The organism is Marinobacter sp. 3-2, from assembly GCF_003751355.1.
In the GTDB taxonomy this organism is placed as follows: Bacteria; Pseudomonadota; Gammaproteobacteria; order Pseudomonadales; family Oleiphilaceae; genus Marinobacter; species Marinobacter adhaerens.
Window position 1 is genome coordinate 84,468 of the sequence record NZ_RJUQ01000017.1, and the last position, 11,807, is coordinate 96,274.

Consider the following 11,807-nt stretch of genomic DNA (forward strand, 5'->3'; position numbering starts at 1 on the left):
TGCTGAATCTGTCTGTGGCAAGTGCCGGCTTATTCGTCGCCGGCACCCTCGCCGTCTTCGCCTTCTTCCGGGCTCTCGTCGGCAACAATCGGATTGCCTTCACTGTCGAGCTCTTCGTCGTCGGTTTCCGCAATCCGCTCAACGCCAACCAGCCGCTCGTCTTCCTGGCTCAGCTTGATCAGGCGCACGCCCTGGGTGTTCCGGCTAAGAACCGACACTTCGTCTGTCCGGGTACGCACGAGCGTGCCCTTGTCAGAGATCAGCATCATTTCGTCACCGTCGAACAGCTGCAGGGCTGTCACCAGGTTACCGTTACGCTCGGAGCACTGCATGGCGATAACGCCCTGGCTGCCGCGGCTGTAGGTCGGGAACTCGTCAATGGCGGTACGCTTGCCGTAGCCGTTTTCGGAGGCAGTCAGGATAACCCCACCGTCCTGCGGAATGATCAGCGACACCACATGGTGACCCTGCGGCATCTTGATACCGCGAACACCACGGGCTGTCCGGCTCATGGGACGAACGGCTTCTTCGTTGAAGCGCACCGCCTTGCCAGCGGTCGAGAACAGCATGACCTCGGCATCGCCTTTGGTAATGGCTGCACCGATCAGGGTATCGCCCTCATCCAGCGACAGGGCAATCAGGCCGCTGCTGCGCGGACGCGAGAAGTTCGGCAACGGCGTTTTCTTGACCACACCGGCCGAGGTGGCCATCAGCACGAACTGGTCTTCCGGATAATCCCGAACTGGCAGGAAGGTGGTAATACGCTCGCCTTCGTCCAGCGGCAGGATGTTCACCATGGGCCGACCGCGGGAGGCGCGGCTGGCACGCGGAATCTCGAAGACCCGCAACCAGTAAACCTTGCCACGGTTGGAGAAACACAGAATCGTGTCGTGGGAGTTCGCAACCAGCAGCTTCTCTACAAAGTCTTCATCCTTCATGGAGGTTGCTGCCTTGCCGCGACCACCACGACGCTGAGCCTGGTAGTCTTCCACTGCCTGGGTCTTGGCGTAACCACTGTGGGAAATGGTCACCACCAGGTCTTCTTCATCAATCAGGTCGGCGATGGTCAGGTCGCGACGGGAGCTGGTAATTTCGGTACGACGCTCGTCACCGAACTCGGTAACGATCGCTTCCAGCTCTTCCCGGATCACCTGGAGCAGCCGCTCGGGGTCGCCCAGGATGTCCAGCAGATCGGCAATCTTGTCGAGAATTTCCTTGTATTCGTTCTGAAGCTTCTCGGTTTCCAGACCGGTCAGGCGGTGCAGACGCAAGTCCAGAATGGCCTGGGCCTGTTCCGGTGACAGATGATACAGACCTTCACGCAGCCCATAGATCTCTGGCAGGTCGTCCGGACGGCAGGCGTCCTGGCCGGCACGTTCCAGCATGGCCATGACATCGCCCGGCGACCAGCCCTTGGCAATCAGTTTTTCCTTCGCTTCGGCGGCGGACGGCGAGGCCTTGATCAGCTCGATAATCTCGTCGATGTTGGCCAGGGCAACCGTCAAACCTTCCAGAATATGGCCACGCTCACGGGCTTTGCGCAGTTCGTAGATGGTCCGGCGGGTCACCACTTCACGGCGGTGACGAACGAACGCATCCAGCAGCTGCTTCAGATTCAGGGTTTTCGGCTCGCCATTGATCAGGCCAACCATGTTGATGCCGAATACGGTTTCAAGCTGGGTCTGGGCAAACAGGTTGTTGACCACAACATCCGGGTTCTCACCCCGACGCAGTTCGATCACCACCCGGATACCCTCCTTGTTGGATTCGTCCCGCAGCTCGGAGATACCTTCAAGGCGCTTTTCTTTCACCAGCTCCGCGATCTTCTCGATCAGGCGGGCCTTGTTCAGCTGATACGGCAGCTCGGTGATGATGATGGCATCGCGATTGGTCTTGTTGTCGTGCTCGATCTCGTGACGGGCGCGAATATAGATACGACCACGGCCAGTACGGTAGGCCTCCACGATGCCGGCACGGCCATTGATTATGCCCTCGGTCGGGAAATCCGGGCCCGGAATGAATTCCATCAGTTCATCGATGGTCAGATCCGGGTTATCAATCAGCGCCAGGCAGCCACTCACGACTTCCGTCAGATTGTGCGGCGGAATATTGGTGGCCATACCAACGGCAATACCGGAGGAACCATTCACCAGGAGATTGGGAACCCGGGTGGGCAGAACCTCGGGAATCCGCTCGGTGCCGTCGTAGTTGTCAACGAAATCGACGGTTTCCTTGTCCAGATCCGCCAGCAGGGAGTGAGCGATCTTCTCCATGCGGATCTCGGTGTAACGCATGGCAGCCGCGTTGTCACCGTCAATGGAACCGAAGTTACCCTGGCCGTCAACCAGCGGATACCGCAGGGAGAACGGCTGGGCCATACGTACGATGGTGTCGTATACCGCAGAGTCACCGTGGGGGTGGTATTTACCGATAACATCACCCACCACACGGGCGGACTTCTTATAGGCCTTGTTCCAGTCGTTGTTCAGTTCGGACATGGCGAACAGAACGCGGCGGTGAACCGGCTTGAGGCCATCCCTCACATCCGGAAGCGCCCGCCCGACGATCACGCTCATGGCGTAATCGAGGTAGGACTGTTTTAACTCGTCTTCAATATTGACCGGCAGGATCTCTTTGGCTAACTCACCCATCGAGAAAGGTTCCTTTGCGTTATCTGGAAGTCGTATCGGGGCCGTTTCCGGGCCCCATAGTTATTCTTCAACAAGCCGCCAAGTCTACCACAGTCGCACCCTTTCCGGGGCAACTGTGAGGCAGCCTTAATCAAACACCACTGTCTTGTTTTCGTAGGTGATCACCCGGTCTTCAATGTGGGAGCGCAGGCCCCGGGCCAACACGTTCTTTTCCACATCCTTACCCAGGCGAACCATATCCTCGATAGAGTCGCTGTGGGTGATCCGGATAACGTCCTGCTCGATGATCGGGCCCTCGTCGAGGTCCTGGGTCACGTAGTGGCAGGTGGCACCAATCAGCTTAACACCGCGGCTGTAGGCCTGGTGATAGGGGCGCGCACCGGCGAAGGACGGCAGGAAGCTGTGATGGATGTTGATCACCTTGCCGGAGTATTTCTCGCAGAGCTCGCCGGGAAGGATCTGCATGTAGCGCGCAAGGACCACCACATCGGCCTCATATTTCTGGAACAGCTCATCAATATGGGCGAACGCTTCCTCTTTGTTTTCCTTGCTTACCGGCACGTGGTGGTAGGGAATCTCATGCCACTCCACCATCCGGCGCAGGTCGTCGTGGTTGGAGATGACCGCCACGATCTCGGCATTGATCTCCTTGCTGTGCCAGCGGTGCAGCAGATCAGCCACACAATGGGATTCCTTGCTGCACATCAGGATGACTTTCTTTGGCTGGGCAGAGTCGGCAATGTGCCAGTTCATATTGAATTCGCGGGCAATCGGCTCAAACGCGGCGCGGAACTGGTCCAGACCGAACGGAATCGAGGTGGCCTTGATCTCGTGCCGCATGAAAAACCAGCCGGTTTGCGTGTCGGAATGGTGACTCGCCTCGGTAATCCAGCCATTGTATGTCGACAGAAAATTACTCACCTTGGCGACAATTCCCACCCGGTCGGGGCAGGAAATCACAAGACGATAGGTATGCTCCATGAAAGCCTTTCCTTAACTGAAATCCGGGAAAGCAGGTGCGTCGGGGAATCACCGCCGGCATTAACGGCAGGTTAACGGTACGCACCTATGAAAATGACCGGCTATCATAGCCTATCTGAACGCCAGAAACGAGGAATGGAGATATGGACAGAGGCCTCTACCAACGCACAATCAAAAACCTCGCCACGGGGCGCTCAGGCCGCCTTTCGATTGCGGCCGCCCTGGCCTTTTTCATCACCACCGCGCCGGCCTTCGGACAGGCCATTCTCGAGGGTGAGCGGTTTCACCCGGTTACCGCAACCCAGGGCATGGTTGCCACCAGCCATACACTGGCCACCGAGGTGGCTCTGGAAGTGCTGAAAAACGGCGGCAATGCAATCGATGCAGCCGTTACCGCCGGTTTTGCACTCGCTGTCACCCAGCCCCGTTCCGGCAACATTGGCGGTGGCGGTTTCATGCTGATTTCCAGGGGCGACGGATCAGATCCGGAAGCCATTGATTATCGCGAAAAAGCGCCCGCTGCCGCCACAGAAACCATGTTCCAGGACGAATCCGGCGAGGTGGTCAGGAACCGCAGTCGTTTTACCCACCTGGCCGCAGGGGTTCCGGGCACGGTTGCCGGCCTTGCACTGGCGCTGGAGCGGCACGGCACCATTACCCTCAAGCAGGCACTGGCGCCGGCCATCAAACTGGCCCAAGACGGTTTCGTAGTGCCCCAGCGTTTTACTGAAGGTCTGGAGCAGGCCCGGGAGAGACTCGAACGATGGCCCGCCACCCGTGACACCTTTTATAAGGAAGACGGCAGCGCCTGGCAGCCCGGGGAACGCTTTCGACAGCCGGAACTGGCGGCAACGCTCCAGCGCATTGCCGACAACGGCGTGAAAGGCTTTTACGAAGGCGAAACCGCCGATCTGATTGCCAGCGAAATGGAACGGAATGGCGGCCTAATCACGCACCAGGACCTGAAAGACTATCGCCCGGTTGTCCGGGCGCCGGTTCACGGCAACTATCGCGGGTACGATATTTTCTCGATGTCGCCGCCCTCCTCCGGTGGCACGCACATTGTCCAGATCCTGAATATCCTGGAAGGCTTCCCGATGGCCGAGTTTGGCCATAACTCCGCTGATGCGATTCATCACATGGCCGAAGCCATGAAACTGGCCTACGCCGACCGTTCAAAATACCTTGGCGACACGGATTATGTGGAGGTGCCGCTGGCGGGGTTAACCAGCAAAGGCTACGCAGACGAACTGCGCAAAGGCATTGATCCAGACAGGGCACGACCGGCCAGCGACATCGATCCCGGCCAGCCCGCTGCCTGGGAAAGCCCTGAAACCACCCATTTTTCCGTTGTGGATAAATGGGGCAACGCCGTGTCCAACACCTACACAATCAATTTCAGTTATGGATCCGGCATTACGGTGGAAGGCGCCGGATTCCTGCTTAACAACGAAATGGACGATTTCAGTGCCAAGCCCGGTGTACCCAACGCCTATGGCCTGATCGGCGGCGAAGCCAACAAGGTCGAGCCCGGCAAACGCATGCTGAGCTCCATGTCGCCCACTATCGTTAAGAAGGATGGCAAGAACGTTCTGGTGACCGGCAGCCCCGGAGGCTCCCGGATCATTACCACCACCTTGCAGGTGATCCTCAATGTGATTGATCATGGAATGAACGTCCAGACCGCCGTGAGCGCGCCGCGCATGCACCACCAGTGGCTGCCGGATGAAATCCGGATCGAACAGGGCATCAGCCCCGACACCATCCGGCTTCTGCAGGAGCGGGGGCACACGGTGGTCGGTGGATCAGCCATGGGCGCCATCCAGAGCATCCTGATTGACGAAGACGGTGTTCTCAATGGTGGCGCGGACCCGAGGAGGAGCACTTCGTCGGCCATGGGCTATTAACGGGCAATTGACCAGGGTCACTGACCTGAATGGAGGCTTTATGTATCTTTCTGTACAACTGAGCTGCTATCCCCTGAAAGAGGAGTACAAGCAGCCAATCAAAGACCTGATCGCGCGCCTGGAGCAGACCGGACTGGAAGTCTACCCGGGGCGAATGAGCACCGAGATTTTCGGCGACTATGATGAGGTTATGGGCGTGCTCTCGGACACCATGAAATGGTCGTTCGAGACCTACGGCAAATCTGTCTTCGTGGCGAAGATCATGGAGGGCGACCGGAGACCGAAATGACAGCACCGAGTGGGCCAGACAACCAGCAACAGAAACCGGATCAGAACCAACAACCGGTCATTCCGAACCAGTATGCGTTCCTTTGGCTGAGCGCTGCCATCTTCCTGATGGTGCTCTGGCTGCAGGATGGCGGACAACCGCGGCTTCAGGACCTCGCCTACTCGGAATTCAAGACGGCTGTTGTGAACAATCAGGTGGCAGAAGTCACGTTGAAAGAAGAAGCCATTACCGGCTTGTTCACCGACAGCGGTGCAGCCGATTTCAGCTCTGACAGCCCACCCCACACCAGCACGCCCGGTTTCCATACCATCCGCCCGCCCATGGAAGACCCGTCGCTGCTCAACCTTCTTGAAGAGCACAGTGTCACCATTCGGGCCACGCCATCAGGTCTGCCCTGGTGGCAGGAAATGATTCGCGGCTTCCTGCCCTGGATCCTGCTGCTGGCGCTGATGTTCTGGTTCTGGGGTGCGGCGCAGAAACGCATGACACAGGGTGGCGGCCCGTTTGATTTCAGCCGCTCCAAGGCACGGCGGGCTCAAAAGGAAACCTCTACCGCCACCCTGGATGACGTGGCCGGCATTGAATCCGCCAAGCGGGAAATTGCCGAGATCATCGATTTCCTGAAATCTCCCGAAAAATACCGGGCACTGGGTGCCGTCATGCCCAAGGGCGTGCTTCTGGTCGGCCCGCCGGGCACCGGCAAGACACTACTGGCCCGGGCCATCGCCGGCGAAGCCGAAGTGCCCTTCTACAGCATCAGCGCCTCGGAATTCATCGAGATGTTCGTGGGTGTCGGCGCCGCGCGGGTTCGGGACATGTTCAAGGAAGCCCGGAAAGACGCGCCGGCGCTGATTTTCATCGACGAACTGGATGCCATTGGCCGATCACGTGGTGCGGGCCTGGGTGGTGGCCATGATGAACGAGAGCAGACACTGAACCAGATCCTCACGGAAATGGACGGTTTCGAGGCTCACGAAAATGTTCTGGTACTGGCTGCCACCAACCGGCCGGACGTACTCGACAGTGCCCTGCTCCGCCCGGGCCGTTTTGACCGCAAGATCACTCTCGACCGCCCCCACAAGGAGGCCCGCGCGGCGATCCTCGCCGTTCACGTGCGAAAGGTCCCCCTGGCGAATGATGTCGACCTGGATCAACTGGCCGCACGCACCATCGGCTTTTCCGGGGCGGATCTCAAGAACCTCGTAAATGAAGCGGCGCTCACCGCAGCCCGCGAAAGCCTGCATGAGGTGAATGCCCATTGCTTTGATCTGGCCCGGGACAGAATTATTCTCGGTGAAGAACGGGATACCAAGCTGAACCCGCAGGAGCGTGAGGCCGTTGCCTACCACGAGTGTGGCCACGCCATCATGGCCTACTACATGCCGAACGCGGACCCGCTTACCAAGTTGACCATCATTCCTCACGGCATGGCCATGGGAGTGACGGAACAAACCCCCCGGGAAGATCACTACACCTATACCGAAAGCTACCTGAAGGATCGCATCAAGGTGATGCTTGGCGGTCGCTGCTCGGAAAAGCTGATCTACGGAGAAGTCAGTACTGGCGCCCAGAACGACCTCAAGGAGGCCACCGCGCTGATACGCAAGATGATCGGCCAGTGGGGCATGAGCGAAAAGATCGGCCCGCTGGGCCTGAACATCGGCGAGGAACATGTTTTCCTGGGCCGGGAGATGGGCATGCCGAGGGAGTTCAGCGAAAAGATGGCTGAAATGATTGACGAGGAAATCCAGTCCCAGCTCCTGGCCCTCGAGAAGGCAACCCTCGACTTCCTGACCGAGCACCGAAACCAGTTGGACGCATTGGCCAAAGCCGTGCTGAAACAGGAAACGCTGTCAGCAGAGGACGTCGAGGAAATCCTGCGCAAGGAAGATGCACGGAAGATTGCCTGATACCCAAGTCATGGCCTAGATCACCAGGTCATGACTGAACAGGGTAATACAGAACCCAAGGACCGCTCCCAGAGGTGGGCCCCAATGCCGGTCAAGCCTAGACTGAGGAGCGATGTCCTGGAAAATAAGGTACAGAATACCCCCGGAAGCCATCAGCATCAGTGAGCCCAGTAACACGGGGCGCTCAGACAAGAAGAAATAGCCAAACAGGCCGGCCACCGGACCTGTGATCACCAGGCTACTCATAAAGACCAGCGTCTTTCGTGAGCTGTGGCCTTTCAGGTAAAGCAACTCCCGATAGGCGTTGAACCCTTCCGGCAAGTTCTGCAAGGCAATGAGTAACGCCATGAGCAGCGCAATCTCGGTGTTCACCACGGCGAGCCCGCCCAGCGCGGCAGCTTCCGGAATGAAATCCAGCATCACACCCAGGAGCTGCGGAGATTCACGGCGTTTCAAACCGAGAACCCGCTCTATCAGGAAGAATATGAGCCCGCCCGCAAGAATAGCCGGAATCGCAAGAAGGGATCCTCCCATGCTGGATCGGCCTTCCGGAATAAAAACCACAGCGACCGCGCCAAGCAGGATGCCGCCACCGAGCGCGATCACGAAATGGCGAAACTCCTGCTCCAGCCAATTGGGTCGGATCCGTTCAAAGCTGGCGAGCAGTCCGCCCAGTGGAATGCAGGCGCCGGCAAGGACGGTCAGTCCAACAATGGAGAGAACATCTATAAACATCAGCTAATCAAGACCTATGGAGCAACCGATGGGATTCAGGGCGTGACCGTGACGGGAAGGTTCAGGGCCACCAGCAATCGCTCTGCGCCGGGCTCCTGGAGCAGTGTGCATTCCCGGCTTAGCACCAGCTCTACCGCCCTTTCCTGTCGTAGAATTCCGGCCACAACAACCGGATCCGTTGATGGCAGAGACCTTACACGAAGCTCCGATTCCTGAATACCCAGGTCCTGCGCGACGCCTTTAAGATCGTCGGCTGAGACCGTCGAGTCAGCGCCCAACAGTAGTGTCACGGGCCGGTGGGAATGACGAACCACCTCAGCGGTTGCCTGGACAGCGCGGCCGTTAGCGCCATGATGGTCATTGAGAAACACCACAACCCTGCCCAAAGGTTCGGCCCGACTTTCACACCAGAGCAAGACCCTTCCCCGGGAACGACGAACCAGCCCTTTTGCCGTCGAGCCCAAGCGCGCACCGGGCTCGGAGGACCAACCAACGCGGCCCAGCACCAGAAGATCCTGAGGGCCGGCGAGCGCCAGCACCTCATCAATCACATGGCCCCGGGCGACACTCAGGGATTGCCTGCCACCGTATGACGCGACGGCACCGGCAAGAGCACGGCGGGCCTCGCTCGCCAACCTTTGCATGCGCTGTTCAACGTCGCCAGCAGCCAGGGGGCGGCTGATACCGGACGAACCGCCCACTTCGCGGGCAAAACCATAGCCGGCGCTTCGCAGCTGATTCAGCTCCTCAACAAACACACCGAGCACATCGGCACCGGTATTCGCGGCAATCCCGACCGCAGCCTGCAAGGCGGCGTAACTCATCCTGGAACCATCGAGAAGTACCAGTACACGACCGGTTGTGGTGCCGGGATCAGCCTGGTCTGCTGGCCTATCAGTCACGATCCTTGCCTCCGCTGCTGTTCGCTTCTCCGTTCTCGTCCCGTTTCTTGCTGGCCTCCGCGAACTTCTCCAGGCGTTCTGCAACCCGGCGATTGAAGCTGTTCTCAGGGAACTCGCCACTGCTGTCCGGTTCTCCGGCCTCAAGACCGGTTAGCAGCTCAATTGCCTCATTGATGCCTGAAATCGGATAGATCCGGAACCGGTCCTCAGCGATCGCCTGCCTCACATCGGCTCTCAGCATGAGGTGCTCAACATTGCTTGCGGGCAGCAAAACGCCCTGCCCGCGAACGTCGCCGGCCTCTTTGCAGACATCGAAAAAGCCCTCGATCTTCTCATTCACACCGCCTACGGCCTGGACCTCGCCATGCTGGTTCATGGACCCCGTGACCGCGAAGGACTGCTTGATTGGCACCCGGGAAATGGCTGAAAGCAGCACACAGGTTTCCGCTACCGACGCGGAATCGCCCTCAACACCACCGTAGGATTGCTCGAAGGCAAGACTCGCCGACAGGGAAAGTTCGCCGTCGCCAGCGTACCGGCTCGCCAGGAAGCGGGAAAGAATCATCACGGCCTTGCTGTGAATGGGGCCGCCGAGTTTGGCCTCCCGCTCGATATCCACCACCTGCCCCTTACCGGGACGGGCCGTGGCGGTAATCCGGGTAGGCTGCCCGAACATCGACGCCCCAAGTCTGAGCACCGAAAGGCCATTTACCTGAGCCACCTCCTCGCCGGTGGTGGCTATCATCACCACACCCCGGCTGATTTGCTCGCGACTTCGTTCCCGGACCCGGCTGGCCCGGTATTCCCGTTCATCAATGGCCTGCTGGAGATGGCTGGCTTCAACCGTATCGGCCCCGGCCTGTCCCGCCCAGTGGTCTGCCTCACTCAGAATGTCCCGGAGCACCCGATCGTGGGCGGTCAGCTTGCGTTGGTCCGCCGCCAGCCGACTGGCGTGCTCGATCAGCCGGGCCACGGCGCCCCGTTCCAGGGGCCGCATCTTCAGGGCGCGAGCCATGGTGGCGATCATCCGTGCGTAGAGTTCGTAGCAGTCATCATTACGATCAAGATCATCCTCAAAATCCGCCTCAACCTTGAACAGGTCCAGGAAATCCGGATCGTAATGGGACAACAGGTAGTACAGCATCCGGTCCCCGAGCAGTACCACCTTGACCGACACCGGAATCGGCTCCGGCTGCAGGCTGACGGTACTTACCAACCCGTAGAGCCGCTCCAGGGACTCGATGCGGATTTCGCCGGATGACAGAATCCGCTTCAGGCTTTCCCAGGCCATAGGCTGTGTCAGTACCCGCCGGGCATCAATAATCAGATAGCCGCCGTTGGCGCGGTGCATGGAACCACCGCGAATCAGGGTGAAATCGGTATAGAGGTTACCCTGCCGGGCCCGATGCTCGATTTGCCCCGCCAGGTGCTGATGATTGGGCAAGTCCTCATAGATAACCGGCGCGCCGACGGTGTCGGCATTATCCACCAGCAGGTTCACCTTGTACCGCGCCAGCAGCCCTGCCGGCGGCCCGTTGTCACTGTCCTGGAAGGCTTCGGCATGTTCCACCACGTCCTCACGGACCGCATCCAGGTAATCGACGATATCCTGCAGGTGGGACCATTTTTCCCTCAACTCCCCAATCGGGCCGCCCAGGGTCAGCTGCACCATTTCTTCATTCAGGGCATGGACTCTTTCCCTGACCTCCTTCCGCATCCTGGGTATCTGCTGGATGGTTTGCTGAAGCTTTTTCTGAAGCTCCTCAACCTTGGATTCGACCAGCGCTTTCTCCTCGTCCGAGAAGTTCTTGTATTCCTCCGGGTCGATCACCTCGCCCTTGCGCATCGGGGCAAAGGTAAAGCCGGCCGGCGTGGTGATCATGGCAATGTTGATCCGGTTCGCCTCTTCCTGGATATCAAACAGGCCCTGATGCTGACGCTTGGCCATTTCTTCCTGGAGTTCCTGCAACCTGGCCTGGTATTCCTCGCTTTCGAAGGCAGCAGGGATTGCTGTTCGGAGCTCCTCTGCCAGTTCATTCATGTGTTTCTTGAATTGCCGCCCTTCACCGGCCGGCAGTCGAATGGCGCGTGGCCGCTCTGAAAACTGGAAGTTGTATACATGGCACCAATCCGGCGGGACCGGCTGGCTTGCCGCATGCAGGCAAAGAAAGCGTTCGACCAGCTCGTGCTTGCCGGCACCGGAGGGTCCGAGAACAAAGAGATTGAAACCGTCTGCCTGAATACCGGCACCAAATTCCAGCGCCCGCAGTACCCGGTCCTGACCATACGGACGCTCGAGGTCCTGCAGGTCTTCGGTGGTTTGGAAATCCAGCTTGTCTTCCGGGCAACCGTGATAGACCTGGTTTTCGGTCAATGGCGCGGGTAGTGACATTACATCCTCCTGATTGTGTCGGCATTACCTGGGCACAAAA

At 58.9% G+C, this 11,807-nt stretch carries 8 protein-coding genes; 3 read left to right on the forward strand and 5 right to left on the reverse strand.

Features of this window, described 5'->3' with window-relative positions; genetic code table 11:
- Positions 1 to 29: 29 nt before the first annotated feature.
- Positions 30 to 2,651 carry a DNA gyrase subunit A gene (gyrA, locus tag EDB94_RS17225; protein WP_108019042.1) on the reverse strand — a complete coding sequence of 874 codons (2,622 nt, stop codon included), beginning with the start codon at positions 2,649 to 2,651 and terminating at the stop codon, positions 30 to 32.
- Between the two features lie 126 nt (positions 2,652 to 2,777).
- Positions 2,778 to 3,632, reverse strand: coding sequence for a formyltetrahydrofolate deformylase (gene purU / locus EDB94_RS17230; protein WP_008172070.1), 855 nt, complete (start codon positions 3,630 to 3,632; stop codon positions 2,778 to 2,780).
- A 143-nt stretch (positions 3,633 to 3,775) separates the two neighbouring features.
- Between purU and ggt the strand changes: the two genes are divergently transcribed.
- The 3 genes from ggt to ftsH are packed head-to-tail and all read left to right on the forward strand — an operon-like array spanning position 3,776 to position 7,738.
- Complete coding sequence (gene ggt / locus EDB94_RS17235; protein WP_108019043.1) at positions 3,776 to 5,539, forward strand: gamma-glutamyltransferase; 1,764 nt, start codon at positions 3,776 to 3,778, stop codon at positions 5,537 to 5,539.
- 40 nt (positions 5,540 to 5,579) lie between these two features.
- Positions 5,580 to 5,828: a thiamine-binding protein gene (locus EDB94_RS17240; protein ID WP_014576785.1), complete on the forward strand. Its 249-nt coding sequence runs from the start codon at positions 5,580 to 5,582 to the stop codon at positions 5,826 to 5,828.
- Entirely contained in the window at positions 5,825 to 7,738 is a 1,914-nt protein-coding gene (ftsH, locus tag EDB94_RS17245) for an ATP-dependent zinc metalloprotease FtsH (RefSeq protein WP_108019044.1), read from the forward strand. The genes EDB94_RS17240 and ftsH overlap by 4 nt, the downstream gene beginning before the upstream one ends.
- A gap of 15 nt (positions 7,739 to 7,753) precedes the next feature.
- Here the strand turns inward: ftsH and EDB94_RS17250 are convergent, their stop codons facing one another.
- Genes EDB94_RS17250 through EDB94_RS17260 form a run of 3 tightly spaced genes read right to left on the reverse strand, consistent with a single transcriptional unit; the run spans position 7,754 to position 11,767 of the window.
- Positions 7,754 to 8,473 (reverse strand): ZIP family metal transporter, encoded by a 720-nt coding sequence (locus EDB94_RS17250; RefSeq protein WP_062784806.1) that lies wholly within the window; start codon positions 8,471 to 8,473, stop codon positions 7,754 to 7,756.
- 35 nt (positions 8,474 to 8,508) lie between these two features.
- On the reverse strand, positions 8,509 to 9,375 hold the full coding sequence (locus EDB94_RS17255) for a universal stress protein (protein ID WP_108019045.1): 867 nt from the start codon (positions 9,373 to 9,375) through the stop codon (positions 8,509 to 8,511).
- Positions 9,368 to 11,767 carry a Lon protease family protein gene (locus EDB94_RS17260; protein WP_108019046.1) on the reverse strand — a complete coding sequence of 800 codons (2,400 nt, stop codon included), beginning with the start codon at positions 11,765 to 11,767 and terminating at the stop codon, positions 9,368 to 9,370. The genes EDB94_RS17255 and EDB94_RS17260 overlap by 8 nt, the downstream gene beginning before the upstream one ends.
- Positions 11,768 to 11,807 lie beyond the last annotated feature (40 nt).

What these genes read in the sequence shown, in the direction of transcription:
- gyrA (WP_108019042.1), bottom strand. Translation starts at nt 2,651, where the DNA reads ATGGGTGAGTTAGCCAAAGAGATCCTGCCGGTCAATATTGAAGACGAG.
- purU (WP_008172070.1), bottom strand. Translation starts at nt 3,632, where the DNA reads ATGGAGCATACCTATCGTCTTGTGATTTCCTGCCCCGACCGGGTGGGA.
- ggt (WP_108019043.1), top strand. Translation starts at nt 3,776, where the DNA reads ATGGACAGAGGCCTCTACCAACGCACAATCAAAAACCTCGCCACGGGG.
- EDB94_RS17240 (WP_014576785.1), top strand. Translation starts at nt 5,580, where the DNA reads ATGTATCTTTCTGTACAACTGAGCTGCTATCCCCTGAAAGAGGAGTAC.
- ftsH (WP_108019044.1), top strand. Translation starts at nt 5,825, where the DNA reads ATGACAGCACCGAGTGGGCCAGACAACCAGCAACAGAAACCGGATCAG.
- EDB94_RS17250 (WP_062784806.1), bottom strand. Translation starts at nt 8,473, where the DNA reads ATGTTTATAGATGTTCTCTCCATTGTTGGACTGACCGTCCTTGCCGGC.
- EDB94_RS17260 (WP_108019046.1), bottom strand. Translation starts at nt 11,767, where the DNA reads ATGTCACTACCCGCGCCATTGACCGAAAACCAGGTCTATCACGGTTGC.